The organism is Streptomyces sp. NPDC046203 (genome assembly GCF_040646255.1).
GTDB lineage: Bacteria > Actinomycetota > Actinomycetes > Streptomycetales > Streptomycetaceae > Streptomyces.
This window is the reverse complement of the sequence record NZ_JBEYZX010000051.1, coordinates 23,006-45,715: the sequence shown is the minus strand read 5'-3', so window position 1 is coordinate 45,715 and position 22,710 is coordinate 23,006. Positions and strand designations below refer to the sequence as shown.

Sequence of the window (22,710 nt, the reverse complement as noted above, 5' to 3'; positions counted from 1 at the left end):
CCAGCTTGCCCTTGCCGTTGAGCGTGGCGAGGACGAGGTCGGGGTTGTGCACCTCGACACCGGCCGGCGGCGCGATGTCGGCGGCGGTGACCAGACCCGGGCCCTGCTTGCGCAGGTACATCACGACCGGCTCGTCGTGCTCCGAGGAGACGACCAGCTGCTTGATGTTCAGGATGATGTCGGTGACGTCTTCCTTCACACCCGGCACGGTGGTGAACTCGTGCAGGACACCGTCGACGCGGATGCTGGTGACAGCGGCGCCCGGGATCGACGAGAGCAGGGTGCGGCGGAGCGAGTTGCCGAGGGTGTAGCCGAAGCCCGGCTCCAGCGGCTCGATGACGAACCGGGAGCGGAACTCGTCGACGACCTCTTCGGTCAGCGAGGGACGCTGAGCGATAAGCATGTCTTCGTTTCCTTCAGTCGAGGACGCCCACTATTTGACGTCCGCTGATACAGCAAGGGTACGGGCGGCACCGCTCCTGGGGAGCCGTACCGCCCGGACACTCAAGAACGCACAAGTGCGTCCGCTACGACCTGACCGAGGTCAGACGCGGCGGCGCTTCGGCGGACGGCAGCCGTTGTGCGGGGTGGGGGTGACGTCCTGGATCGAGCCCACCTCGAGGCCGGTGGCCTGGAGGGAACGGATCGCGGTCTCACGGCCGGAGCCGGGACCCTTGACGAAGACGTCGACCTTGCGCATGCCGTGCTCCTGCGCGCGGCGAGCGGCCGACTCGGCGGCCATCTGCGCGGCGAACGGGGTGGACTTGCGCGAGCCCTTGAAGCCGACGTGGCCGGCGGAGGCCCAGGAGATCACGTTGCCGGACGGGTCCGTGATCGAGACGATCGTGTTGTTGAACGTGCTCTTGATGTGCGCGTGGCCGTGAGCGACGTTCTTCTTTTCCTTGCGGCGCACCTTCTTGGCAGCGCCCTGACGACCCTTGGGGGGCATCTCTTACTCCTACGGGAGGTGGTCGGTCCTACAGCGAAGACCGCTTGGTCAAGCGTCCGCTGAGGACTACTTCTTGCCCGGCTTCTTCTTACCGGCGATGGCGCGACGCGGGCCCTTGCGGGTACGAGCGTTCGTGCTGGTGCGCTGACCGCGGACGGGCAGGCCACGACGGTGGCGCAGGCCCTGGTAGCAGCCGATCTCGACCTTGCGGCGGATGTCGGCGGCGATCTCGCGGCGGAGGTCACCCTCGGTCTGGAGGTTGGCGTCCACGTACTCGCGGATCTTGACGAGGTCTTCCTCGGCAAGGTCGCGGACACGGGTGGACGGGTTCACGCCGGTCGCGGCGAGAATCTCCTCGGACCGGGTACGCCCGATACCGAAGACGTAGGTGAGTGCGACCACCACACGCTTTTCGCGCGGGATGTCAACACCGGAAACGCGTGCCATTCAATGGCTCCTGTGTTCTCGGGGGTCTGCTGCAGAACCACTCCCGGCTGCCGTATCAGGTACAGGTCGGGTCCCCGGCCCCCGCCGGAGGTGCCGTCAGCCGTGGATCACGGCCCGACGGGTTCTGCGTATGTACGTATTGCTATGCGTCGCGCGAAGACTGCGAAATGCAGGTCGGTCGGCGTGCGTCAGCCCTGGCGCTGCTTGTGGCGCAGGTTGTCGCAGATGACCATGACCCGGCCGTGGCGGCGGATCACCTTGCACTTGTCGCAGATCTTCTTGACGCTCGGCTTGACCTTCATGGGATGTGAGGTTCTCCGGGTCAGTGCCATCACCCGCGCACGGAGGCGGGGTGCGGGCAAGATCTACTTGTACCGGTAGACGATCCGGCCACGCGTCAGGTCGTACGGAGACAGCTCCACGACGACCCGGTCGTCCGGGAGGATTCGGATGTAGTGCATCCGCATCTTTCCGGAGATGTGCGCGAGGACCTTGTGACCGTTCTGGAGCTCCACCTTGAACATGGCGTTCGGCAGGGACTCGATCACGGTGCCCTCGATTTCGATGGCACCTTGCTTCTTGGCCACGCTTCGCCCTTCGAATCGGCTACCTTGATCGACTCTCGCCGCCGGGTGCGGACACACGGGTATACGAGAGCCGACGCGTCAGTCTACGCCAGCCACCTGGAAAATACGAATCCGGACAGTCTGCCCCAGCCTGAAGATCATTACGCGGGCCCCCCGGGACATCCCGGAGGGCCGCACGGCGTTACGCGAGCGGGTCCGGCGCCGCCGTGATGCCCAGCTCCGCCAGCTTCGCCTTGCCGCCGTCGACCGCGGTGAGGACCAGCGGGCCCTCCTCGGTCACCGCGACGCTGTGCTCCCAGTGCGAGGACCAGGTGCCGTCCGTCGTGATGACGGTCCAGTCGTCGGCGAGGACCTCGGTCTTCGGGGTGCCGAGGGAGATCATCGGCTCGATCGCCAGGCAGAAGCCGGGGACCAGCTTCGGGCCCTTGCCGCGCTTGCGGGCGACGTAGTTCAGCAGGTGCGGGTCCATGTGCATCTCGGTGCCGATGCCGTGGCCGCCGTAGTCCTCGATGATCCCGTAGCGGCCGAGGCTGTGGTCGCCCATGGCCGGACGCGGCTGGCGCTTGATGTACGTCTCGATCGCGCGCGAGACGTCGACCAGACGGGCGCCGACGCGCATGGCGGCGATGCCGGCCCACATCGACTCCTCCGTCACCCGGGACAGCTCGACGAGCTCCGGGGCGTGACCGGTGCCGACGAAGGCGGTGTACGCGGCGTCGCCGTGCCAGCCGTCGACGATCGCGCCGCAGTCGATGGAGATGAGGTCGCCGTCCTTCAGGACGGTCTTCTCGTCGGGGATGCCGTGGACCACGACCTCGTTGACCGAGGTGCAGATGGTCGCGGGGAAGCCGCCGTAGCCGAGGAAGTTCGACTTCGCGCCGTGGTCGGCGATCACCTTGCGGGCCGCCTCGTCCAGGTCCCGGGTGGTCGCGCCGGGCACGGCGACCTCGCGGGTCGCCGCGTGGATGGCCGCGACGACCAGCCCCGCCTCGCGCATCTTCGCGATCTGCTCGGGGGTCTTGATCTGCACCATCGTGGCCGCGGCCTTTCCATCGAGTACGGGGATCGATACAACGATACGGCCGCGGCACCCCTCCCGGGGAACCGCGGCCGTATCGCTCCAGTCCGGCCGGAGCCGGCGACTGGTTACTTCTTCAGGGCTTCCATGGCACGCGCCGTGACCTCGTCCACCTTGCCGAGCGCCGAGATCGTCGCCACCAGGTCCTGGGCCCGGTAGTAGTCGATGATCGGCTCGGTCTGCTTGTGGTAGACCTCCAGGCGCCGGCGGACCGTCTCCTCGGAGTCGTCCGGGCGCTGGAACAGCTCGCCGCCGCAGGTGTCGCAGACGCCCTCGGTCTTCGGAGCGTTGTACGTCACGTGGAAGACGTGCGCGGAGTCGGTACGGCAGACGCGGCGGCCCGCGATCCGCTTCACGACCTCGTCCTCGGGGACCTCAAGGTCCAGGACCGCGTCCAGCTGCATGCCGTCGGCCTTGAGGGCCTCGTCAAGAGCTTCGGCCTGGGCCACGTTGCGCGGGAACCCGTCGAGCAGGAAGCCGTTCACGGCGTCCGGCTGCTCCATGCGGTCCTTGGCCATCCCGATGGTCACCTCGTCCGGGACGAGGTCGCCGGCGTCCATGAACGCCTTCGCCTTCAGGCCCAGCTCGGTGCCCTTGGAGATGTTGGCACGGAACAGGTCACCCGTGGAGATGTGCGGGATGTCCAGGTTCTTGGCAAGGAACGCGGCCTGCGTTCCCTTGCCGGCCCCGGGCGGTCCGACGAGGACGATTCGCATCAGCGGAGGAACCCTTCGTAATTGCGCTGCTGGAGCTGGCTCTCGATCTGCTTCACGGTCTCGAGACCGACACCCACGATGATGAGGATGCTGGTGCCGCCGAACGGGAAGTTCTGGTTGGCACCACCGAAGCCCGCCAACGCCATCGTCGGCACAAGAGCGATCAGACCCAGATACAGCGAGCCCGGCCAAGTGATCCGGTTGAGCACGTAGCTCAGATACTCGGCAGTAGGTCGACCAGCCCGGATACCCGGGATGAAGCCACCATACTTCTTCATGTTGTCGGCGACTTCCTCGGGGTTGAACGAGATCGCCACGTAGAAGAAGGCGAAGAACACGATCAGGAGGAAGTAGGCGGCGATGTAGTACGGGTGGTCGCCCTTGACGAAGTGCGACTCGATCCAGGTCTTCCAGCCGGCCGTCGAGTTCGAGAACTGCGCGACGAGCGCCGGGATGTAGAGCAGCGACGAGGCGAAGATGACGGGGATCACACCCGCCTGGTTCACCTTGAGCGGGATGTACGTGGACGTACCACCGTAGGAACGGCGGCCGATCATGCGCTTCGCGTACTGCACCGGGATCCGTCGCTGGGCCTGCTCGACGAAGACCACGAGGGCCACCATCACGAAGCCGATGAGGATGACGGTGCCGAACTCGATCCAGCCCTTGGCCAGCTTGCCGCTGGTCTTGATGGCCCAGAGCTGGCCCGGGAAGCCGGCGGCGATCGAGATGAACATCAGGATCGACATGCCGTTGCCGATGCCGCGGTCGGTGATGAGCTCGCCGAGCCACATGACCATGCAGGTGCCCGCGGTCATGGTGATGACCATGGTGGCGGTGGTGAAGATCGAGTCGTTCGGAACGATCTGGTTCGCCACGGAGCAGCCGCTGAAGAGCGAGCCGGTACGGGCGGTGGCGACGAGGCCGGTGCCCTGGAGGATCGCGAGGGCGACCGTCAGGTAACGCGTGTACTGCGTGATCTTCGCGGTACCGGCCTGACCCTCCTTCTTGAGGGCCTCCAGACGCGGGATCACCACGGTCAGCAGCTGCAGGATGATGCTCGCGGTGATGTACGGCATGATGCCGAGCGCGAAGATGGTGATCTGCAGCAGGGCACCGCCACTGAACATCTGCATCAGACCCAGCAGGCCACCGTTCTGGGCCTGGTCGATGCACAGCTGCACGTTCTTGTAGCTGACACCGGGAACCGGGATGTGCGCGCCAAATCGGTAGATGATGATGATGGCGAGTGTGAAGAGCAGCTTCTTGCGCAGGTCAGGCGTCTTGAACGCCTGGGCGAACGCGGTGAGCACGGTGCCTCCTGCGACCCCCGCGCACGTGCGTCAGAGGTGACGGTCTTGAGGTTCGACTGGATAAGGGCCCACCCAGAGAGCACACGGGCATACCGCACGCACTCTAGACAGTAGACGCCACCTTACCGGCGACCATGGCCCCCTAGGAACGACCAACCGGGGATGCTCCAAAAAGGAGCATCCCCGGTCGGATGTTCAAGCCAACGAGTCGTCTCAGACGAGCTCGGTGACGGTGCCGCCCGCGGCGGCGATCTTCTCCTTGGCGGAGCCGGAGACGGCGTCGACCGTCACCTGCAGCGCCACGGTGATCTCGCCCTGGCCCAGGACCTTGACGAGCTGGTTCTTGCGAACCGCACCCTTGGCGACCAGATCGGCCACCGTGACCTCGCCACCCTGCGGGTAGAGCGCGGTGAGCTTGTCCAGGTTCACGACCTGGTACTCGGTGCGGAACGGGTTCTTGAAGCCCTTCAGCTTCGGAAGACGCATGTGGAGGGGCATCTGGCCACCCTCGAAGCGCTCCGGAACCTGGTAACGGGCCTTCGTACCCTTCGTACCACGACCGGCCGTCTTACCCTTCGACGCCTCACCACGACCCACACGGGTCTTGGCGGTCTTGGCGCCCGGGGCGGGACGGAGGTTGTGGACCTTCAGCGGGTTGTTCTCCGCCATGTCAGTCGACCTCCTCGACCGTCACGAGGTGGCGGACGGTGTGCACCATTCCGCGGAACTCGGGGCGGTCCTCCTTGACGACCACGTCGTTCAGGCGCTTGAGCCCGAGCGAACGCAGCGTGTCACGGTGGTTCTGCTTGCTGCCGATGTACGACTTCGTCTGCGTGATCTTGAGGCGGGCCATTACGCACCCGCCCCGGCACGCGCACGAAGGAGAGCCGCGGGGGCGACGTCCTCGAGCGGCAGACCACGGCGAGCCGCGATCTCCTCGGGACGCTGCAGGCCCTTGAGGGCCGCCACGGTCGCGTGCACGATGTTGATCGCGTTGTCGGAGCCGAGCGACTTCGACAGGATGTCGTGAACGCCGGCGCACTCGAGAACGGCGCGCACCGGGCCACCGGCGATCACACCGGTACCGGGGGAAGCCGGCTTGAGCAGGACGACGCCCGCAGCCTTCTCGCCCTGGATCGGGTGCGGGATGGTGCCCTGGATACGGGGGACCTTGAAGAAGTGCTTCTTGGCCTCCTCAACACCCTTGGCGATGGCGGCCGGCACCTCCTTGGCCTTGCCGTAACCGACACCCACGGTGCCGTCACCGTCGCCCACCACGACCAGCGCGGTGAAGCTGAAGCGGCGACCACCCTTGACAACCTTGGCGACGCGGTTGATCGCGACTACGCGCTCAACGTACGCGGTCTTCTCGGCGGCGGCAGCGCCACCGTCGCGGCCCTTCCGGTCCCGCCGCTCGCCGCCACCGGCACCGCTGCCGCGGCGCTGGGGTCCAGCCATTGGAATACCTCTCTCTGTTACGTCCGTTAGTCCCGGAACCGGGGCTTAGAACTTCAGCCCGGCTTCGCGGGCGGCGTCAGCCAGAGCGGCAATGCGCCCGGCGTACCTGTTGCCACCACGGTCGAACACGACGGTCTCGACACCGGCGGCCTTGGCGCGCTCGGCGACCAGGGCGCCGACCTGCTGGGCCTGCGCGGACTTCGAGCCCTCGCCACCGCGGATCGACGTGTCCAGGTGGGACGCCGACGCCAGGGTGTGACCCTTGAGGTCATCGATGACCTGAGCGGTGATACCGCGGTTCGAACGCGTCACGACGAGGCGCGGACGCTCCGCCGTACCCGACACGCTCTTGCGGATGCGCAGGTGGCGACGCGCCTTAGCAGCGCGCTTGTAAGCGTCGCCCTTGGCGATCTTCACACCGTATGCCATGGCTTACTTACCAGCCTTTCCGACCTTGCGGCGGATGACCTCGCCCGCGTACTTCACGCCCTTGGCCTTGTACGGGTCGGGCTTGCGAAGCTTGCGGATGTTGGCGGCGACCTCGCCGACCTTCTGCTTGTCGATGCCCTCGACCGCGAACTTGGTCGGCGACTCGACCTTGAACGAGATGCCCTCGGGCGCCTCGATCAGGATCGGGTGGCTGTAACCGAGCTGGAACTCCAGCGAGGAGCCCTTCGCGGCCACGCGGTAACCGACACCGCTGATCTCGAGCGCCTTCACGTAACCCTGGGTCACACCGGTGATCATGTTGGCCACCAGCGTGCGGGACAGGCCGTGCAGGGCCTTGTTCTGACGCTCGTCGTTCGGACGGGTGACGTTCAGAACGCCGTCCTCGCCCTTAACGATCTCGATCGGCGCGGCGACGGTGTGGGTCAGGGTGCCCTTGGAACCCTTGACCGTGACCGTGCGCCCGTCGATGGTGACGTCCACGCCGGCGGGAACCTGGATAGGCAGCTTGCCAATACGCGACATTAGCTATTCCTCCGTTCCCGACTACCAGACGTAGGCGAGGACTTCCCCACCTACGCCCTTCTTGCCTGCCTGCTGGCCGGTCAGGAGACCGTGGGACGTGGAGATGATCGCCACGCCCAGGCCACCGAGGACCTTCGGCAGGTTGGTGGACTTCGCGTAAACCCGGAGGCCCGGCTTCGAGATCCGCTTGATGCCCGCGATGGAGCGCTCACGGTTCGGACCGAACTTCAGGTCGAGAACGAGGTTCTTGCCGACCTCGGCGTCCTCGACCTTCCAGCCGGTGATGAAGCCCTCCTGCTGGAGGATTTCCGCGATGTGCGACTTGATCTTGCTGTGCGGCATCGTCACGGTGTCGTGGTACGCCGAGTTCGCGTTACGCAGACGCGTGAGCATGTCTGCGATCGGATCAGTCATGGTCATGAATTGGCCTTCGGCCTCTCTCGCCGGGGTTTCCTGGTGCGCCATCCCTCTCCTCGAACCGAGACGAGGCGGGTGCGGTGCGGTGGACCTGCGGCGTAGTAAGTCGTACGGGCGGCGGACGCCCAACCCCACTAGCCTAAGCCATGCGGGGACGGGCGGCCGCCAACCCAGTGCTTACCGAGAGACTCCGGTCATTCACCAACGCCCAAAGGGCGAAGGGGAATTACCAGGAGCTCTTGGTCACGCCCGGCAGCTCGCCACGGTGAGCCATCTCACGAAGGCACACGCGGCACAGGCCGAACTTGCGGTACACGGAGTGGGGGCGACCGCAGCGCTGGCAGCGGGTGTACCCACGCACACCGAACTTGGGCTTGCGGGCAGCCTTCGCGATGAGAGCCTTCTTCGCCATCTCGCTTACGCCTCCTTGAACGGGAAGCCGAGGTGACGCAGAAGGGCACGGCCCTCGTCGTCGTTGGTCGCCGTGGTGACCACGGTGATGTCCATACCCCGGACGCGGTCGATCTTGTCCTGGTCGATCTCGTGGAACATGACCTGCTCCGTGAGACCGAAGGTGTAGTTGCCACGGCCGTCGAACTGCTTCGGGGACAGGCCGCGGAAGTCGCGGATGCGCGGCAGCGCCAGCGACAGGGTGCGGTCCAGGAACTCCCACATGCGGTCGCCACGGAGCGTGACGTGGGCACCGATCGGCTGACCCTCACGCAGCTTGAACTGCGCGATGGACTTGCGGGCCTTGGTGACGGCCGGCTTCTGACCGGTGATCGTGGTGAGGTCGCGGATCGCGCCATCGATCAGCTTCGAGTCACGGGCGGCGTCGCCGACACCCATGTTGACCACGATCTTCACGAGGCCGGGAACCTGCATGACGTTCTCGTACTTGAACTCGTCACGCAGCTTGCCCGCGATGTCCTCGCGGTACTTCGTCTTCAGACGCGGAGTGGTAGCCATCAGATGTCCTCACCCGTGCGCTTGGCAACGCGAACCTTGTTGCCGTTGTCGTCGAAGCGGTAACCGACGCGGGTGACGACCTTCTTGCCGTCCTTCTCCACGACGAGCTGAACGTTGCTCACGTGGACCGGGGCCTCGGTGGTCACGATGCCACCGGCCTGGTTCGGGCCGGCCTTCGTGTGCTTCTTGACCCGGTTGACACCCTCGACGAGGACGCGGGACTCGGTCGGGTAGGCCGCGATGACCTTGCCCTGCTTGCCCTTGTCCTTACCGGTGATGACCTGGACCAGGTCGCCCTTCTTGATCTTCATGCTTACAGCACCTCCGGCGCGAGCGAGATGATCTTCATGAACTTCTTCTCGCGCAGCTCACGGCCGACCGGGCCGAAGATACGGGTGCCGCGAGGGTCGCCGTCGTTCTTCAGAATGACGGCGGCGTTCTCGTCGAAGCGGATGTACGAGCCGTCCTGGCGGCGGCGCTCCTTGACGGTGCGAACGATGACCGCCTTGACGACGTCACCCTTCTTCACGTTGCCACCGGGGATCGCGTCCTTGACGGTGGCGACGATGACGTCACCGATGCCCGCGTAGCGGCGACCCGAGCCACCGAGAACACGGATGCAAAGGATCTCCTTCGCACCAGTGTTGTCGGCAACACGAAGTCGCGACTCCTGCTGGATCACGTCTATCTCCTGATTGTCTGCCGGTTCCCGGCGGGGGCACCACGGTGAGTGGGGCCCCCGCCGAGCCTGGCGGAACGATTCCTAGGGAGTCCCCCTAGGAGGGATTGCTTACCTTCGCAGTTCCCTGACGGGAATTACTTGGCCTTCTCGAGGATCTCGACGACACGCCAGTGCTTCGTGGCGGACAGCTTGCGCGTCTCCATGAGGAGAACGCGGTCGCCGACGCCGGCCTGGTTCTGCTCGTCGTGAGCCTTGAGCTTGTTCGTACGGCGGATGATCTTGCCGTACAGCGCGTGCTTGACGCGGTCTTCAACGGCGACGACGACGGTCTTGTCCATCTTGTCGCTGACGACCAGGCCCTCACGCACCTTGCGGGCGTTGCGCTCGTTCTCAGTCACGTTGTTCTCGCTCATCAGGCGTTCTCCACCGTCTCAATGCCGAGCTCACGCTCGCGCATGAGGGTGTAGATACGGGCGATGTCCTTACGGACCGCCCGCAGACGGCCGTGGTTCTCGAGCTGACCCGTGGCCGCCTGGAAGCGGAGGTTGAACAGCTCTTCCTTGGCCTCGCGGAGCTTGGCGACAAGCTCCTCGTTGCCCAGCTCGCGCAGCTCGGACGCCTTGGTACCGGCCGACATCACAGCTCACCTGCCTCGCGCTTAACGATCTTGCACTTCATCGGCAGCTTGTGGGCCGCACGAGTCAGGGCTTCACGCGCGATCTTCTCGTTCGGGTAGGACAGCTCGAACATCACCCGACCGGGCTTGACGTTCGCGATCCACCACTCCGGAGAACCCTTACCGGAACCCATGCGGGTCTCGGCAGGCTTCTTCGTGAGCGGGCGGTCCGGGTAGATGTTGATCCAGACCTTGCCGCCACGCTTGATGTGGCGGGTCATCGCGATACGCGCGGCCTCGATCTGGCGGTTGGTCACGTAGGCCGGGGTGAGGGCCTGAATGCCGTACTCGCCGAACGCAACCTGCGTGCCACCCTTGGACATACCGCTGCGCTTCGGGTGGTGCTGCTTGCGGTGCTTGACCCTACGGGGGATCAGCATTTCGGTCAGGCCTCCGTTCCGGTGCTCTCAGCAGCCGGAGCGGCGGCGGCGTCGGCCTTGGGGGCCTCGGCAGCGGGAGCCTGCTGCGGCTTGCGACCGCGACCGCCACGCTCGCCACCGCGGCCACCACGGGCCGGGCGGTCAGCGCCACCACGGGCCGGGCGGTTGCCGGCGCGGGCAGCAGCGTTCTCGGCGCGGACCTCGGCGATGTTCTTGACGTCGCCCTTGTAGATCCAGACCTTCACGCCGATGCGGCCGAAGGTCGTCTTGGCCTCGAAGAAGCCGTACTCGACGTTCGCGCGCAGCGTGTGCAGCGGCACACGACCCTCGCGGTAGAACTCCGAGCGGGACATCTCGGCGCCGCCGAGACGGCCACCACACTGGATCTTGATGCCCTTGGCGCCGGCCTTCATGGCGGACTGCATGCTCTTGCGCATGGCCCGACGGAAGGAGACGCGGGAGGACAGCTGCTCGGCGACGGCCTGGGCCACCAGCTGAGCGTCGACCTCGGGGTTCTTGACCTCGAGGATGTTCAGCTGAACCTGCTTGCCGGTCAGCTTCTCCAGCTGGCCGCGGATCTTGTCGGCCTCGGCGCCACGGCGACCGATGACAATGCCCGGGCGAGCGGTGTGGATGTCCACGCGGACACGGTCACGGGTGCGCTCGATCTCAACCTTCGAGATGCCGGCGCGCTCCATGCCGGACGTCAGCATCCGACGGATGGCGACGTCTTCCTTGACGTAGTCCTTGTACAGCTTGTCGGCGTACCAACGCGACTTGAAGTCGGTGGTGATGCCGAGCCGGAACCCGTGCGGGTTTACCTTCTGGCCCATTACCGGGTTCCTTCCTTGCTGCTGACGACCACGGTGATGTGGCTGGTCCGCTTGCGGATCCGGTAGGCACGGCCCTGGGCACGCGGACGGAACCGCTTCAGGGTCGGGCCCTCGTCGACGTACGCCTCGCTGATGACCAGCGAGGAGGCGTCCGTGTGGTCGTAGTTGTGCGCGGCGTTGGCAATGGCGCTGTCGAGCACCTTGCCGACCGGCACGGAGGCTGCCTGCGGAGCGAATCGCAGAACAGCCTGAGCCTCCGTGGCATCCATGCCACGGATCAGGTCCACCACGCGGCGGGCCTTCATGGGCGTAACGCGGATGTACCGCGCCTGGGCCCTGGCTTCCATGGTTGTCCCTCTCAGTTACTTACGTGTCTGAATGCGATCCGCTACTAGCGGCGCTTCGACTTCCGGTCTTCCTTGACGTGACCCCGGAAGGTGCGCGTCGGCGAGAACTCGCCGAGCTTGTGGCCGACCATCGACTCGGTGACGAACACCGGGACGTGGGTCTTGCCGTTGTGCACCGCGATGGTGTGACCCAGCATGCTGGGGATGATCATCGAGCGACGGGACCAGGTCTTGATGACGTTCTTGGTACCGGCTTCGTTCTGGGCGTCCACCTTCTTTACGAGGTGGCCGTCAACGAAGGGTCCCTTCTTGAGACTGCGCGGCATCTAAACCCGCTCCTAGCGCTTCTTGTTCGTCTTGCGGCGGCGGACGATGTACTTGTTCGAAGCCTTCTTCGGCGAACGAGTACGACCCTCCTTCTGACCCCACGGGGAGACCGGGTGACGACCACCGGAGGTCTTGCCCTCACCACCACCGTGCGGGTGGTCAACCGGGTTCATCGCCACACCGCGAACGGTCGGGCGGACGCCCAGCCAGCGCTTGCGGCCGGCCTTACCCCAGTTGATGTTCGACTGCTCGGCGTTGCCGACCTCACCGATGGTGGCGCGGCAGCGAGCGTCGACCAGGCGGATCTCGCCGGACGGCATGCGGAGGTGGGCCATCGTGCCCTCCTTCGCGAGCAGCTGCACGGAGGCACCTGCGGAGCGGGCGAACTTGGCGCCACCGCCGGGACGGAGCTCGATCGCGTGGATCGTGGTACCGACCGGGATGTTGCGGAGGGCCAGGTTGTTGCCGGGCTTGATGTCGGCCGTGGGGCCGTTCTCCACCCGGTCACCCTGCGCGAGACCGCGCGGGGCGATGATGTAGCGCTTCTCGCCGTCCGCGTAGTGGAGCAGCGCGATGCGAGCGGTGCGGTTCGGGTCGTACTCGATGTGAGCGACCTTGGCCGGCACGCCGTCCTTGTCGTGACGACGGAAGTCGATCACGCGGTAGGCGCGCTTGTGGCCACCACCCTGGTGACGGACGGTCACACGACCGGTGTTGTTACGGCCACCCTTGCTGTGCAGCGGGCGGACCAGCGACTTCTCCGGCGTGGACCGCGTGATCTCGACGAAGTCGGCGACGGAGGCGCCACGGCGTCCCGGCGTCGTCGGCTTGTACTTGCGGATACCCATTTCTCAGTCCTCGTCCGATATCGGACGACTCGACCGCCGTTAGGCGGTCGGGCCGCCGAAGATGTCGATTCGGTTGCCCTCAGCAAGGGTCACGATGGCGCGCTTGGTGTTGGCACGCTTGCCGAAACCGGTGCGGGTGCGCTTGCGCTTGCCCTGGCGGTTGATCGTGTTGACCCCGGCGACCTTGACCGAGAAGACCGCCTCGACGGCCTGCTTGATCTGGGTCTTGTTGGCGGTGGGCGCGACGATGAACGTGTACTTGTTCTCGTCGAGCAGCGCGTAGCTCTTCTCGGAGACAACCGGCTTGACGAGGATGTCGCGCGGGTCCGTGAAGGTCTTGCTGGTGATCTCGGCCATCAGGCTTCGTTCCCCTCAATGTCAGCGGCCTTGGGGCCAGACACGAAGGACTCGAGGGCGGCCTGGGTGAAGACCACGTCGTCGGATCGCATCACGTCGTACGTGTTCAGCTGGCCCGGCTCCAGGATGTGCACCTGGGGCAGGTTACGGGCGGACAGCCACGCGGCCTCGTCGGAGCGCTCGACGACCAGGAGCAGGTTCTTGCGCTCCGAGATCTTGCCGAACAGCGTCTTGGCGGCCTTGGTGGAGGCAGCACCCTCGACCACGCCGGAGACGACGTGGATGCGGGAGTGGTTCGCCCGGTCGGAGAGGGCACCGCGCAGGGCGGCGGCCTTCATCTTCTTCGGGGTCCGCTGCGAGTAGTCACGCGGCACGGGACCGTGCACGACGCCACCACCGGCGAACTGCGGGGCGCGGGTCGAACCCTGACGGGCGCGGCCGGTGCCCTTCTGGCGGTACGGCTTCCGACCGCCACCACGGACCTCGCCACGCGACTTGACCTTGTGCGTGCCCTGACGGGCAGCGGCCAGCTGCGCGACGACGACCTGGTGGATCAGCGGGATGCTGATCTTGGCGTCGAAGATCTCGGCCGGGAGCTCGACGGTCCCGGTCTTGTCGCCGGAGGGCGACAGAATGTCAATGGTGCTCATATCCTCAGGCCCCCTTGGCCGCGGTGCGGACCAGGACGAGGCCGCCGTTCGGACCAGGAACCGCGCCCTTGATGAGCAGCAGGCCCTTCTCCGCGTCAACGGCGTGAACGGTCAGGTTCTGGGTGGTCACACGCTCGTTGCCCATGCGACCGGCCATGCGCATGCCCTTGAAGACACGGCCCGGGGTGGCGCAGCCACCGATCGAACCGGGCTTGCGGTGCACGCGGTGCGCACCGTGGGAGGCCTTGCCACCACGGAAGTTGTGGCGCTTCATGACACCGGCGAAGCCCTTGCCCTTGCTCTTACCGGTGACGTCGACCTTCACGCCGGCCTCGAAGACCTCGGCGGTGATCTCCTGGCCGAGCGTGTACTCGGTGGCGTCAGCGGTGCGGAGCTCCACCAGGTGGCGGCGCGGGGTGACGTCGGCCTTGGCGAAGTGACCCTTGAGGGGCTTGTTCACCTTGCGCGGGTCGATCTCGCCGAAGGCGATCTGGACCGACTCGTAGCCGTCGATGTCGTTCGTACGCACCTGGGTCACGACGTTCGGACCGGCCTTGACGACGGTCACCGGGACGACCCGGTTGTTCTCGTCCCAGACCTGCGTCATGCCGAGCTTCTCGCCCAGGATGCCCTTGATGTTCTTAGCCATCTCGCGCGTCACCTCAGAGCTTGATCTCGATGTCGACACCAGCCGGCAGGTCGAGACGCATGAGCGAGTCGACCGTCTTCGGCGTGGGGTCGAGGATGTCGATGAGGCGCTTGTGCGTGCGCATCTCGAAGTGCTCGCGCGAGTCCTTGTACTTGTGCGGCGACTTGATGACGCAGTACACGTTCTTCTCAGTGGGCAGCGGCACCGGGCCCGCGACCGACGCACCGGTACGGGTCACCGTCTCGACGATCTTCTTCGCCGAAGAGTCGATGACCTCGTGGTCGTAGGCCTTGAGCCGGATGCGGATCTTCTGTCCCGCCATGGCTACTTCGTAGTCCTGTCTCTTTGTTAACGCTCTGGAACCCGCCGGGCTGCGCCTGCGCTGTGGCGCGAGCACCGTTCCTCCTCCGACCCACGCGGTCGGGCGTGTCGCACTCCCTCTACGAAGAAATCCCGAGAGATTTCCCAACCAAGGGGGTGCGGTCCCTGAGACCGCGGTACGGGGGTGGAACACCCACCGGGCGCCTGGCCGGTACCCCGCCCACGCTTCCCGAAAGATTCCCGTACGTCCGCCCCTCACGAGGGGCGACGAGTACTGTGGGACTCGCTTCCGGTCCTCCCGGCGGGAGGCGCGCAGCATCGGTACTCAACCGAGCAACCACGCCAGTCTGCCATACGGGGCCAGCCGACCGCCAATCGGGTCGAAGACTGTACCCCACGTCACGCTGAGGTACACACAGGGTGGGGGCGGGGCGCGGCGGGGGCATGCGCGAGGTGGGCGGGGGCGCATATGCCAGGGCGTCCATCGGGTCGTCGTACGGATGGCGTCCCCTTCCAGGACTACCGTCGTTAGCGGTAGTGGCGATATCGATCGTCGTGAAGGGAGGTAAGACCCATGACACGCATCGTGATCGATCTGGACGACCAGCTGGTCGAGGAGGCGAAGCGCCTCTACGGGGTGACCACTGAGGCGGCGGCCGTACAGGCGGCGGCGGAAGACGCGGTGAGGCGGCGGCTGCGCCGGGAGTTCCGCGACGCCATCCGAAGTGGAGAGATCGACACCACCGAGATCCGCGAGTCGACGGGACCAAAGAACCGTGACGGTTCCCTGAAGCGCAAGAACAGCGCGGCTCCGCGGATCGAGGAGGAAGCCGCGTGATGGCCGCCTTCCTCGTCGACAAGTCCGCGCTCTACCGCTGGGACAACGACGCGGCCGCCGAGCTTCTGGACGATCTGGAGCAGCGCGGGCTGCTCGCCGTCTGCGCCCCCACCGAATACGAGATGGTCTTCAGCGCCCGGACCAAGGTGGAGGCCCTCCGTCTCCGCTCCTGGCTGCGCGGCGGCTTCGAATACGCCCCCTGCAACGACAAGCAGCACGAGCGGGCCCTCGCCATCCAGAACGAGGCGCTGCAGCGGGGCTTCCACCGGGCGCTCTCGCACACGGATCTGCTCATCGCCGCCATCGCCGAGCAGGAGGGTCTGACGATCCTCCACTACGACGGCGACTTCGAGATGATCGCCGAGATCACCGGGCAGTGGACCCGCTGGGTCACGCCTCCCGGCACCGCGGACTGACCAGAGCCTTCCGCTCGCCCGGCGCGGCGACGGGCCCATGCGGGTACGGGCGGCCGTGCTGCTCGGCGGCGGGTCCTGAGGGAGTTCCCTGGGGATCCCGCTCCTCCCCTTCACACCCCCGGATGAACGAATCCCCGCCCGCTGAACCCCTCGCCCGGAATTCCCGTCTTGCCGGGCGCACACGGCCGGTGCCCGACCAGGACCGGTGGCACGCACGCGGCGGTCGGCGGGAAGCGCGGCGCCGCTCACAGGGGGACCGAGGACCAGGTGGACAACCGAACAGTGGCGCGCCGCACGCTTCTCGCGGGCGTGGCCGGCGGGGCGGCGGCCGCGGCCTCCGTGACGCTCGCGGGCTGCTCCGTACCCGTACCGCCGACGCCCGCCCGCTCCGCCGATCCGGCGCCGGGGCGGCCCATCGCGACGAACCGCCGGGCGCTGCTGCTCCAGGTCGCGGCGCACCCGGACGACGACCTGTTCTTCATGAACCCCGACACGCAGCGGCTGCTCGACGCCGGGGTGCCGGTGGTGTCGGTCTATGTCACCGCCGGTGAGCACAACGGCAAGAACGGGCTCCCCGGCAAGCCGCCCGTCTCCGTCGACAAGGCCGCCTACTCCGCCGCACGTCACCAGGGCCTGCGACAGGCATATGCCGAAGCGCTCGGACTGAACAAGTTCACCGTCTGGCAGCGCCGCTCCCTCGGGCTCGCCGGCGGGCGGCACGCGGAGGCCGACACCCTGGAGCACGCGGGCCGCCGCGTCGAGCTGGTCTTCCTCAATCTGCCGATGCACCACCCCCGCCACTACATGGCCGTACCCGCCCTGTGGGAGGACCGCGCCCTGGAGCTGCGCACCCAGCTGTCCGCGGGCTCCCCCGTCCCCCGTTCCGACACCTACGACCACGACCGGCTGGTCGAGGTGCTGGCCGGACTGTTCGCCGCGTACCGCCCGACCGTCGTACACACCCTCGACCCGGACCCCGACCTCCAGCACGGGAGCCTCGCCGCCGCGCAGCGCGACAGCGAGCAGCCCGGCTACTCCGACCACGGCGACCACACCGCCGTCGCCTGCTTCACCTGGGCGGCGCTGCTGCGCTGGGTGGCCGACGCGACCGCCGGGGGCGGGCCGGTGCCCGCGTTCACGACGACGGCGTTCCGCGGCTACTACAACCGGCACTGGCCCAAGAACCTCCCGCCCCGCGTCCTCGCGGAGAAGGCCGCCCACCTCGTCCCGTACGGCGGCGACCCGTCCTGGGACTGCGGCGATCCGTCCGGCTGCGGCGACTACGGGCAGGGCGGCGGCCGGCCGCTGACCAACCGCAAGGGCTGGGTGCGCGCCACCCACCACCGCTGGCCCGGCGCCCGCCCGGTGCTCGCCGGGGAGCCGGACGGCCGGCTCGCCGCGTACGGGGTGCTGGGGCTGCGGGTGGCGCGCTGGCGCGAGACCGCGCCCGGTTCCGGGGTGTGGGGCGAGCCGACGGACCTGGGCGGCGGACCGCTGACGCCCGCGCTCGGCCAGGCGGTCCTCGCCGACGGGCGGCTGCTGCTGTTCGGGGTGCGGATCTCGGCGCTCAGCGGGCGCGGCGGGCCGGACCGGCGTGAGGTGGTGCTGCTCGAACAGCGTTCTCCCGGCGGGGAGTTCAGCGCGTGGCGGGGGCTCGGCAACCCGGAGCGCGGGGACGACCGGGGCCGCCGGATCGGCGCGCCGGTGGCTCTCGCCGCGCCGGACGGCCGGGTCCATCTGTTCGTACGGAACGCGGACAAGGGCGTCTCGACCCGGATCCGGTCCGCCGACGGCGTCTGGGGACCGTGGCGGACCCTGCCCGGCAACGGCGAGGAATCCGGCACGGGATCCGGCGAGGGCTCCGGCACGGGCTCGGGTGGGGGCGTCCAGGACGGGCTGACGGCGCTCGTCGACGGCGCGGGCCGGGTGCGGCTGCTGGCGGCGGGGCGGACGGCGGTACGGCAGTGGGTGGACGGCTCCCCCGCCGCGCCGCTGCCCCTGGCGGGCGATCCCGTCGCGGCGGTTCCCGGACCCGGCCCGCGGGACCTGGCGGTCTACTACCGGGCCCCCGCCGAGGGCCGGCTGCGCGTGGCGCCCGGGTCCGGGGACCGGCCCGCGCCCGCCTTCGAGGGGTACGGCGCTCTCGCCGCCGCCCCCGGCCCGGTCCTGCTCGGCCTGGACGACCACGGCCGGGTCCAGCTGCACCACGAGGGCCGGCTGTCCGTCCGTACCCGAGGGGCGGCACCGGTCGGCGACCCCGCGCTGCGGGTGGAGAGCGCGGGCGGAGGGGCGCTCACGGTCGGCATGGGCGCCGACGCCCGGCCGTGGTTCTGGCGCCCCCGACTCCCCTCCACGTAAAGGCGTATGACGCCCACTCAGAAGCGCGGCAGCACAGCCTCGTACCGGCCGCCGAAGGACGCCGGACCGCTCTCCGCCGTACCCGCGCTCCCGCTCCCGATCCCGCTCCCCACGGCGCTCCCTACAGCGCTCCCGATGCCGTTGCCCCTGATCCGGCCGGGGGCGGCGTATCCGCGGATCGTGTTCAGCTGCCCGTAGAGCCCGTCGCCCGGGCAGGCGGTGGCGAAGCCGTCACGGTGCCCGGAGATCGCGTCGAAGGTGTACGGGTCACCCTCCACGTACTTCCGCGTACCCACCGTCTGGTTGGCGCCGGAGGTCAGGGTCGTCCGGCCGCCGGGGTCGACCCGGTACTGGCCGAGCTTGTACGCGATGATCCGCGCCACCGAGGCGAGCGCGGCCTGCGGCGCGCCCTCGGCCGAGAAGTCGCCGATCACGGCGATGCCGGTGGTCTGCGCGTTCCAGCCATAGGTGTGGGCGCCGTGCACCGGCTGGTCGATGCCGCCCTTGCGGCCCTCGTAGATCGTGCCGCACTTGTCGACGAGGAAGTTGTAGCCGATGTCCCGCCATCCCTCGACGCGGACGTGGTAGTCGAGGATGCCCTGGATGATGCTCGCGGACTGGGAGCACTCGTACGGGCGGCTGTCGGTGTGGTGGACGAACGCGGCCTTGATCCGGCCGGCCGGCAGATAGATCGCCGGCTCGGTGACCTCGGACTCGTCGGCGCCCCACTCGGCGCGGGTGACGACCCGGGGGCGCGCGGCCGTCGACGACGGGCCTGGTTGGCTCGGCGGGACGGTCGGAGAGTCCTCGGCGGCGGGTGCGCCGTTCGCGCCGTCGCCCGCCTTGGTCCCGGCGTCCTCGGTGGTGGGAGAGCCGTCCGGGTCGCTGCCCGCCCTGGTCCCCGCCCGCCCGGCGTCGGTTCCCTCGCCCGCGCTCCGGGGATCGATCAGGTGCACCCGGAGACCGGCGGGCAGCGGGGCCGCGGCCTTGTCGTCCAAGCCATCGCCTTGGCCGCTCTCGCCCCCGGCTCCCCGGATGCGGGCCTCGACGCCGTCGGAGGGGCCGACCCACAGGGGCTCGGTCGAGCCCCGGCCGGCCGCCCGCTCGCCGTCCAGGCCCGCGGGATGCCGCTCCAGCTCGGTCCAGTCGGACCAGCGGCCGGTCGCCAGGTCGCGGGTGCGGACCTCGATCGGGCCCGGGACCTCGGCCCGAGGGTCGTCCCAGGTCACGCCGAGCAGCCGGAACGGCTCCGTACGCTGCCGGTCGAGGACCGCTTCGCCGCTCCCCCGGTCGGTCAGAGCGAGCGTGCGGATCCCGCCCGGCAGCTCGTGGTCGAGGTCGAGGTCGCGCCCGAGGTCGTACGACCGCACGGCCCCGGCGGCGCCGTCGCCTCCGCCCACCCCCACCCCGTACGCGGCGGCCTGCGGGGCCAGCAGCACGGTGGCCGCGAGCGCCGCCCCCACCGCCGTACGACGAACCCGGGTGCCCGATCCCCCACGCGTACGCGCGCGTGCCCGTCCAACCGCTGCCACGATTCCTCCACCCGCTCGAACCGCCCGTGTCACGCCTGATGTGCGCGTACGTTACGGGACATCAGATACGGGACGAACGGGATACGGCACGAAGCGGGCCCGCCTTCCCACGAAGGAAGGCGGGCCCGGGAGCCGTGTGGACGCGCACGCGCGCCGGGAGGCCGGTCAGCCGGCGGCGGCCGCGAGGTTGCGGCGGGCCCGGGCGTGCAGGGCGATGCCGGCCGAGACGGAGACGTTGAGCGATTCGGCGGCGGGGTTCATCGGGATGGACACCGTCTCGGCGGCGACCCCGGCGAACGAACCCGACGGGCCGGTCTTCTCGCTGCCGAAGACGAGCACGAGCCGCTCGTCGATGCCGTCGAGCTCGCTCGCGGAGAGCTTGCCGTCGGCCTCGAAGACCACCGGGCGCATCCCGCTGCCGCCGAAGTGGGCGAGCGCCTCCTCGCGCGAGGCGAGGACGATCGGCAGGGAGAACACATAGCCGCGGCTGGCGCGGATGAGCCGGCGGTCGGCGATGGTGCCGAGACCGCTGTCGACCAGGACGACACCGGCGGCACCGAGCGCGAACGCGGTCCGCACGATGGCGCCGATGTTGCCGACGATCTTCACGCCGTCGAGCAGGACGACATCACCGGCGAGGCTCTCCAGATCGGCGAATCGGCCGGCCGGCGGAACCTTGGCGATACCGAAGACCTTGGGCTTCTTCTCGGTCTTGAAAACCTGATTCGCGACCGCGGCGGAGAGCAGCCGCATCGGAATTCCGCGCTTTTCGCACGCGTCGAGCAGGTCGCCCGGCACCGGCACGGTGTCGAGACCGTAGACCTCGGCGAACTCGACCCCGGCGCGGATGCTCTGCAGCAGGGGCTCGATGTCCTCGATCAGCACTGTGCGCACGACGGACCGGGAAGGCTTGGTCACATCGACGATGCGCTGCACCGCGGGGTCGGAACGGTCGACAATAACGTCAAGATTGGGCACGACGGAGACGTTAGCACAGGGGTTGTGACCGATTCGGACCCTTTCGGGAGGGGCCGGCGACGGCCCCGCTCCCGAATTGATTTCCCTGGCGAAACCCCGCTTTTCCGCATTCCCAGGCGGGAAATGCCCGGAGCGCGGGACAGCGGGGCACGGGCCCCCTGGGGAGGGACGCCCGGGTTCCCGGGTACGACGAAGGGCCCGTACGACCGGAGTCGTACGGGCCCTTCGCGTGATTCGAGCGCTCCTACGGAGCCACCCGGTCAATCAAGCGACAAGCAAGCGGACTTACTTGTTGATCTTGACGACCTGGCCGGCGCCGACGGTACGGCCACCCTCACGGATGGCGAACTTGAGGCCCTCCTCCATGGCGACGGGCTGGATCAGCGCGACGGTCATGGAGGTGTTGTCGCCCGGCATGACCATCTCGGTGCCCTCGGGGAGGGTCACGACGCCGGTCACGTCCGTGGTACGGAAGTAGAACTGCGGGCGGTAGTTGTTGAAGAACGGGGTGTGACGGCCACCCTCGTCCTTCGACAGGATGTAGGCCTGGGCCTCGAACTCGGTGTGCGGGGTGACCGAACCGGGCTTGATGATGACCTGGCCGCGCTCGACGTCCTCGCGCTTGATGCCACGGAGGAGCAGACCGACGTTCTCACCGGCCTGGCCCTCGTCGAGCAGCTTGCGGAACATCTCGATGCCGGTGACCGTGGTGGTGGTCTTCTCGGTCTTGATGCCGATGATGTCGACGGTCTCGTTGACCTTGAGGACACCACGCTCGATACGACCGGTGACGACGGTGCCACGACCGGTGATCGTGAAGACGTCCTCGATCGGCATCAGGAACGGCTTGTCGACGTCACGCTCGGGCTGCGGGATCGACTCGTCGACGGCCTTCATGAGGCCGAGGAGCTTCTCGCCCCACTCCTTGTCGCCCTCGAGGGCCTTGAGCGCGGAGACGCGGACGACCGGCAGGTCGTCGCCCGGGAACTCGTACTCGGTGAGGAGCTCACGGACCTCGAGCTCGACGAGCTCCAGGATCTCCTCGTCGTCCACCATGTCGGCCTTGTTCAGGGCGACAACGATGTACGGAACGCCGACCTGGCGGGCCAGGAGCACGTGCTCCTTGGTCTGCGGCATCGGGCCGTCGGTGGCGGCGACCACGAGGATGGCGCCGTCCATCTGGGCAGCACCGGTGATCATGTTCTTGATGTAGTCGGCGTGACCGGGGCAGTCGACGTGCGCGTAGTGACGCGACTCGGTCTGGTACTCGACGTGCGCGATCGAGATCGTGATACCGCGCTGGCGCTCCTCGGGAGCCTTGTCGATCTGGTCGAACGCCGAGGCCTCGTTCAGCTCCGGGTACGCGTCGTGCAGCACCTTGGTAATGGCGGCCGTGAGGGTCGTCTTACCGTGGTCGATGTGACCGATGGTGCCGATGTTGACGTGCGGCTTAGTCCGCTCGAACTTCGCCTTCGCCACTGGGGTCCTCCTGTGGAGTGGTTCTGAACGCCTTGCTTCATCGGCGCCAGGATGATCTTTGCTGGGGTGCCGTCCGCCGGGGATGTTCCCTTCCGGGTCCTTCCCCGGCGGTCGGTGTCAAGCCTAAAGCGTG

Annotated in this window: 34 protein-coding genes and 1 pseudogene; 3 read left to right on the top strand and 32 right to left on the bottom strand. The window is 67.9% G+C overall.

Annotated elements, in window-relative coordinates; translation table 11 throughout:
* From ABZ990_RS26905 to rpsJ, 29 genes and pseudogenes are all read right to left on the bottom strand, one after another.
* Positions 1 to 403: pseudogene (locus ABZ990_RS26905) on the bottom strand (DNA-directed RNA polymerase subunit alpha); the annotation flags it as partial.
* Positions 404 to 544: 141 nt separating this feature from the next.
* Entirely contained in the window at positions 545 to 949 is a 405-nt protein-coding gene (rpsK, locus tag ABZ990_RS26900; RefSeq protein ID WP_003956432.1) for a 30S ribosomal protein S11, read from the bottom strand.
* 66 nt (positions 950 to 1,015) lie between these two features.
* On the bottom strand, positions 1,016 to 1,396 hold the full coding sequence (gene rpsM, locus ABZ990_RS26895) for a 30S ribosomal protein S13 (RefSeq protein WP_015035595.1): 381 nt from the start codon (positions 1,394 to 1,396) through the stop codon (positions 1,016 to 1,018).
* Between the two features lie 188 nt (positions 1,397 to 1,584).
* On the bottom strand, positions 1,585 to 1,698 hold the full coding sequence (rpmJ, locus tag ABZ990_RS26890; protein ID WP_003956441.1) for a 50S ribosomal protein L36: 114 nt from the start codon (positions 1,696 to 1,698) through the stop codon (positions 1,585 to 1,587).
* A gap of 63 nt (positions 1,699 to 1,761) precedes the next feature.
* Positions 1,762 to 1,983, bottom strand: a complete 222-nt coding sequence (gene infA, locus ABZ990_RS26885) for a translation initiation factor IF-1 (RefSeq protein ID WP_003956442.1) — start codon at positions 1,981 to 1,983, stop codon at positions 1,762 to 1,764.
* Positions 1,984 to 2,164: 181 nt separating this feature from the next.
* Positions 2,165 to 3,016: a type I methionyl aminopeptidase gene (gene map, locus ABZ990_RS26880; RefSeq protein ID WP_361236683.1), complete on the bottom strand. Its 852-nt coding sequence runs from the start codon at positions 3,014 to 3,016 to the stop codon at positions 2,165 to 2,167.
* Between the two features lie 113 nt (positions 3,017 to 3,129).
* Positions 3,130 to 3,777 (bottom strand): adenylate kinase, encoded by a 648-nt coding sequence (locus ABZ990_RS26875; RefSeq protein ID WP_361236680.1) that lies wholly within the window; start codon positions 3,775 to 3,777, stop codon positions 3,130 to 3,132.
* Positions 3,777 to 5,090, bottom strand: coding sequence for a preprotein translocase subunit SecY (gene secY / locus ABZ990_RS26870; RefSeq protein ID WP_361236678.1), 1,314 nt, complete (start codon positions 5,088 to 5,090; stop codon positions 3,777 to 3,779). The genes ABZ990_RS26875 and secY overlap by 1 nt, the downstream gene beginning before the upstream one ends.
* Before the next feature lie 213 nt (positions 5,091 to 5,303).
* Positions 5,304 to 5,759, bottom strand: a complete 456-nt coding sequence (gene rplO / locus ABZ990_RS26865) for a 50S ribosomal protein L15 (protein WP_361236675.1) — start codon at positions 5,757 to 5,759, stop codon at positions 5,304 to 5,306.
* 1 nt (position 5,760) lies between these two features.
* Positions 5,761 to 5,943 (bottom strand): 50S ribosomal protein L30, encoded by a 183-nt coding sequence (gene rpmD, locus ABZ990_RS26860; RefSeq protein ID WP_005313525.1) that lies wholly within the window; start codon positions 5,941 to 5,943, stop codon positions 5,761 to 5,763.
* Positions 5,943 to 6,548 carry a 30S ribosomal protein S5 gene (rpsE, locus tag ABZ990_RS26855; protein ID WP_005313527.1) on the bottom strand — a complete coding sequence of 202 codons (606 nt, stop codon included), beginning with the start codon at positions 6,546 to 6,548 and terminating at the stop codon, positions 5,943 to 5,945. Before rpsE ends, rpmD begins: the two co-directional genes overlap by 1 nt.
* A 45-nt stretch (positions 6,549 to 6,593) precedes the next feature.
* Positions 6,594 to 6,977 (bottom strand): 50S ribosomal protein L18, encoded by a 384-nt coding sequence (gene rplR / locus ABZ990_RS26850; protein WP_361236672.1) that lies wholly within the window; start codon positions 6,975 to 6,977, stop codon positions 6,594 to 6,596.
* 3 nt (positions 6,978 to 6,980) lie between these two features.
* Positions 6,981 to 7,520 (bottom strand): 50S ribosomal protein L6, encoded by a 540-nt coding sequence (gene rplF / locus ABZ990_RS26845; protein WP_361236669.1) that lies wholly within the window; start codon positions 7,518 to 7,520, stop codon positions 6,981 to 6,983.
* Positions 7,521 to 7,541: 21 nt separating this feature from the next.
* Entirely contained in the window at positions 7,542 to 7,940 is a 399-nt protein-coding gene (rpsH, locus tag ABZ990_RS26840) for a 30S ribosomal protein S8 (RefSeq protein ID WP_361236666.1), read from the bottom strand.
* A gap of 223 nt (positions 7,941 to 8,163) precedes the next feature.
* Positions 8,164 to 8,349, bottom strand: coding sequence for a type Z 30S ribosomal protein S14 (locus ABZ990_RS26835; RefSeq protein WP_003948630.1), 186 nt, complete (start codon positions 8,347 to 8,349; stop codon positions 8,164 to 8,166).
* A gap of 5 nt (positions 8,350 to 8,354) precedes the next feature.
* Entirely contained in the window at positions 8,355 to 8,906 is a 552-nt protein-coding gene (gene rplE, locus ABZ990_RS26830) for a 50S ribosomal protein L5 (RefSeq protein WP_361236663.1), read from the bottom strand.
* Positions 8,906 to 9,217: a 50S ribosomal protein L24 gene (gene rplX, locus ABZ990_RS26825; RefSeq protein ID WP_361236660.1), complete on the bottom strand. Its 312-nt coding sequence runs from the start codon at positions 9,215 to 9,217 to the stop codon at positions 8,906 to 8,908. The genes rplE and rplX overlap by 1 nt, the downstream gene beginning before the upstream one ends.
* A gap of 2 nt (positions 9,218 to 9,219) precedes the next feature.
* On the bottom strand, positions 9,220 to 9,588 hold the full coding sequence (gene rplN, locus ABZ990_RS26820; protein ID WP_003956455.1) for a 50S ribosomal protein L14: 369 nt from the start codon (positions 9,586 to 9,588) through the stop codon (positions 9,220 to 9,222).
* A gap of 134 nt (positions 9,589 to 9,722) precedes the next feature.
* A complete protein-coding gene (gene rpsQ, locus ABZ990_RS26815) occupies positions 9,723 to 10,001 on the bottom strand; it encodes a 30S ribosomal protein S17 (protein ID WP_361236656.1) in 279 nt (92 codons plus the stop codon).
* Entirely contained in the window at positions 10,001 to 10,225 is a 225-nt protein-coding gene (rpmC, locus tag ABZ990_RS26810) for a 50S ribosomal protein L29 (protein ID WP_030494258.1), read from the bottom strand. Before rpmC ends, rpsQ begins: the two co-directional genes overlap by 1 nt.
* Positions 10,225 to 10,644 carry a 50S ribosomal protein L16 gene (gene rplP / locus ABZ990_RS26805; protein WP_015035580.1) on the bottom strand — a complete coding sequence of 140 codons (420 nt, stop codon included), beginning with the start codon at positions 10,642 to 10,644 and terminating at the stop codon, positions 10,225 to 10,227. Before rplP ends, rpmC begins: the two co-directional genes overlap by 1 nt.
* A gap of 5 nt (positions 10,645 to 10,649) precedes the next feature.
* Positions 10,650 to 11,477 (bottom strand): 30S ribosomal protein S3, encoded by an 828-nt coding sequence (rpsC, locus tag ABZ990_RS26800; protein WP_128985132.1) that lies wholly within the window; start codon positions 11,475 to 11,477, stop codon positions 10,650 to 10,652.
* Positions 11,477 to 11,824 (bottom strand): 50S ribosomal protein L22, encoded by a 348-nt coding sequence (gene rplV, locus ABZ990_RS26795; protein WP_004571827.1) that lies wholly within the window; start codon positions 11,822 to 11,824, stop codon positions 11,477 to 11,479. Before rplV ends, rpsC begins: the two co-directional genes overlap by 1 nt.
* A 44-nt stretch (positions 11,825 to 11,868) precedes the next feature.
* Entirely contained in the window at positions 11,869 to 12,150 is a 282-nt protein-coding gene (rpsS, locus tag ABZ990_RS26790; protein WP_361236652.1) for a 30S ribosomal protein S19, read from the bottom strand.
* 12 nt (positions 12,151 to 12,162) lie between these two features.
* On the bottom strand, positions 12,163 to 12,999 hold the full coding sequence (gene rplB, locus ABZ990_RS26785) for a 50S ribosomal protein L2 (protein WP_361236649.1): 837 nt from the start codon (positions 12,997 to 12,999) through the stop codon (positions 12,163 to 12,165).
* 39 nt (positions 13,000 to 13,038) lie between these two features.
* Entirely contained in the window at positions 13,039 to 13,356 is a 318-nt protein-coding gene (gene rplW / locus ABZ990_RS26780) for a 50S ribosomal protein L23 (RefSeq protein WP_282694359.1), read from the bottom strand.
* A complete protein-coding gene (gene rplD / locus ABZ990_RS26775) occupies positions 13,356 to 14,006 on the bottom strand; it encodes a 50S ribosomal protein L4 (RefSeq protein ID WP_361236646.1) in 651 nt (216 codons plus the stop codon). The genes rplW and rplD overlap by 1 nt, the downstream gene beginning before the upstream one ends.
* A gap of 4 nt (positions 14,007 to 14,010) precedes the next feature.
* Positions 14,011 to 14,655: a 50S ribosomal protein L3 gene (gene rplC / locus ABZ990_RS26770; RefSeq protein ID WP_361236644.1), complete on the bottom strand. Its 645-nt coding sequence runs from the start codon at positions 14,653 to 14,655 to the stop codon at positions 14,011 to 14,013.
* A 13-nt stretch (positions 14,656 to 14,668) separates the two neighbouring features.
* Entirely contained in the window at positions 14,669 to 14,977 is a 309-nt protein-coding gene (gene rpsJ, locus ABZ990_RS26765; RefSeq protein WP_003948644.1) for a 30S ribosomal protein S10, read from the bottom strand.
* A 573-nt stretch (positions 14,978 to 15,550) separates the two neighbouring features.
* Here rpsJ and ABZ990_RS26760 point away from each other — a divergent pair.
* The 3 genes from ABZ990_RS26760 to ABZ990_RS26750 all read left to right on the top strand — a co-directional run bounded on the left by ABZ990_RS26760 (position 15,551) and on the right by ABZ990_RS26750 (position 18,588).
* Positions 15,551 to 15,814 (top strand): type II toxin-antitoxin system VapB family antitoxin, encoded by a 264-nt coding sequence (locus ABZ990_RS26760; protein WP_361236641.1) that lies wholly within the window; start codon positions 15,551 to 15,553, stop codon positions 15,812 to 15,814.
* A complete protein-coding gene (locus ABZ990_RS26755; RefSeq protein WP_361236638.1) occupies positions 15,811 to 16,230 on the top strand; it encodes a PIN domain nuclease in 420 nt (139 codons plus the stop codon). Before ABZ990_RS26760 ends, ABZ990_RS26755 begins: the two co-directional genes overlap by 4 nt.
* 267 nt (positions 16,231 to 16,497) lie before the next feature.
* Positions 16,498 to 18,588, top strand: coding sequence for a PIG-L family deacetylase (locus ABZ990_RS26750; protein WP_361236635.1), 2,091 nt, complete (start codon positions 16,498 to 16,500; stop codon positions 18,586 to 18,588).
* Between the two features lie 17 nt (positions 18,589 to 18,605).
* Here ABZ990_RS26750 and ABZ990_RS26745 read toward each other — a convergent pair whose 3' ends face one another.
* From ABZ990_RS26745 to tuf, 3 genes are all read right to left on the bottom strand, one after another.
* Positions 18,606 to 20,120 (bottom strand): N-acetylmuramoyl-L-alanine amidase, encoded by a 1,515-nt coding sequence (locus tag ABZ990_RS26745; protein ID WP_361236632.1) that lies wholly within the window; start codon positions 20,118 to 20,120, stop codon positions 18,606 to 18,608.
* Positions 20,121 to 20,285: 165 nt separating this feature from the next.
* On the bottom strand, positions 20,286 to 21,098 hold the full coding sequence (gene nshR / locus ABZ990_RS26740) for an NshR/TsnR family 23S rRNA methyltransferase (protein WP_361236629.1): 813 nt from the start codon (positions 21,096 to 21,098) through the stop codon (positions 20,286 to 20,288).
* Positions 21,099 to 21,383: 285 nt separating this feature from the next.
* Positions 21,384 to 22,577, bottom strand: a complete 1,194-nt coding sequence (gene tuf / locus ABZ990_RS26735) for an elongation factor Tu (RefSeq protein WP_361236626.1) — start codon at positions 22,575 to 22,577, stop codon at positions 21,384 to 21,386.
* Positions 22,578 to 22,710: the final 133 nt, after the last annotated feature.

Coding starts and splice junctions, on each gene's coding strand:
- rpsK (WP_003956432.1), bottom strand. CDS start 949: ATGCCCCCCAAGGGTCGTCAGGGCGCTGCCAAGAAGGTGCGCCGCAAG.
- rpsM (WP_015035595.1), bottom strand. CDS start 1,396: ATGGCACGCGTTTCCGGTGTTGACATCCCGCGCGAAAAGCGTGTGGTG.
- rpmJ (WP_003956441.1), bottom strand. CDS start 1,698: ATGAAGGTCAAGCCGAGCGTCAAGAAGATCTGCGACAAGTGCAAGGTG.
- map (WP_361236683.1), bottom strand. CDS start 3,016: ATGGTGCAGATCAAGACCCCCGAGCAGATCGCGAAGATGCGCGAGGCG.
- ABZ990_RS26875 (WP_361236680.1), bottom strand. CDS start 3,777: ATGCGAATCGTCCTCGTCGGACCGCCCGGGGCCGGCAAGGGAACGCAG.
- rplO (WP_361236675.1), bottom strand. CDS start 5,759: ATGGCGGAGAACAACCCGCTGAAGGTCCACAACCTCCGTCCCGCCCCG.
- rpmD (WP_005313525.1), bottom strand. CDS start 5,943: ATGGCCCGCCTCAAGATCACGCAGACGAAGTCGTACATCGGCAGCAAG.
- rpsE (WP_005313527.1), bottom strand. CDS start 6,548: ATGGCTGGACCCCAGCGCCGCGGCAGCGGTGCCGGTGGCGGCGAGCGG.
- rplR (WP_361236672.1), bottom strand. CDS start 6,977: ATGGCATACGGTGTGAAGATCGCCAAGGGCGACGCTTACAAGCGCGCT.
- rplF (WP_361236669.1), bottom strand. CDS start 7,520: ATGTCGCGTATTGGCAAGCTGCCTATCCAGGTTCCCGCCGGCGTGGAC.
- rpsH (WP_361236666.1), bottom strand. CDS start 7,940: ATGACCATGACTGATCCGATCGCAGACATGCTCACGCGTCTGCGTAAC.
- ABZ990_RS26835 (WP_003948630.1), bottom strand. CDS start 8,349: ATGGCGAAGAAGGCTCTCATCGCGAAGGCTGCCCGCAAGCCCAAGTTC.
- rplE (WP_361236663.1), bottom strand. CDS start 8,906: ATGGCTACCACTCCGCGTCTGAAGACGAAGTACCGCGAGGACATCGCG.
- rplX (WP_361236660.1), bottom strand. CDS start 9,217: ATGAAGATCAAGAAGGGCGACCTGGTCCAGGTCATCACCGGTAAGGAC.
- rpsQ (WP_361236656.1), bottom strand. CDS start 10,001: ATGAGCGAGAACAACGTGACTGAGAACGAGCGCAACGCCCGCAAGGTG.
- rpmC (WP_030494258.1), bottom strand. CDS start 10,225: ATGTCGGCCGGTACCAAGGCGTCCGAGCTGCGCGAGCTGGGCAACGAG.
- rplP (WP_015035580.1), bottom strand. CDS start 10,644: ATGCTGATCCCCCGTAGGGTCAAGCACCGCAAGCAGCACCACCCGAAG.
- rpsC (WP_128985132.1), bottom strand. CDS start 11,477: ATGGGCCAGAAGGTAAACCCGCACGGGTTCCGGCTCGGCATCACCACC.
- rplV (WP_004571827.1), bottom strand. CDS start 11,824: ATGGAAGCCAGGGCCCAGGCGCGGTACATCCGCGTTACGCCCATGAAG.
- rpsS (WP_361236652.1), bottom strand. CDS start 12,150: ATGCCGCGCAGTCTCAAGAAGGGACCCTTCGTTGACGGCCACCTCGTA.
- rplB (WP_361236649.1), bottom strand. CDS start 12,999: ATGGGTATCCGCAAGTACAAGCCGACGACGCCGGGACGCCGTGGCGCC.
- rplW (WP_282694359.1), bottom strand. CDS start 13,356: ATGGCCGAGATCACCAGCAAGACCTTCACGGACCCGCGCGACATCCTC.
- rplD (WP_361236646.1), bottom strand. CDS start 14,006: ATGAGCACCATTGACATTCTGTCGCCCTCCGGCGACAAGACCGGGACC.
- rplC (WP_361236644.1), bottom strand. CDS start 14,655: ATGGCTAAGAACATCAAGGGCATCCTGGGCGAGAAGCTCGGCATGACG.
- rpsJ (WP_003948644.1), bottom strand. CDS start 14,977: ATGGCGGGACAGAAGATCCGCATCCGGCTCAAGGCCTACGACCACGAG.
- ABZ990_RS26760 (WP_361236641.1), top strand. CDS start 15,551: ATGACACGCATCGTGATCGATCTGGACGACCAGCTGGTCGAGGAGGCG.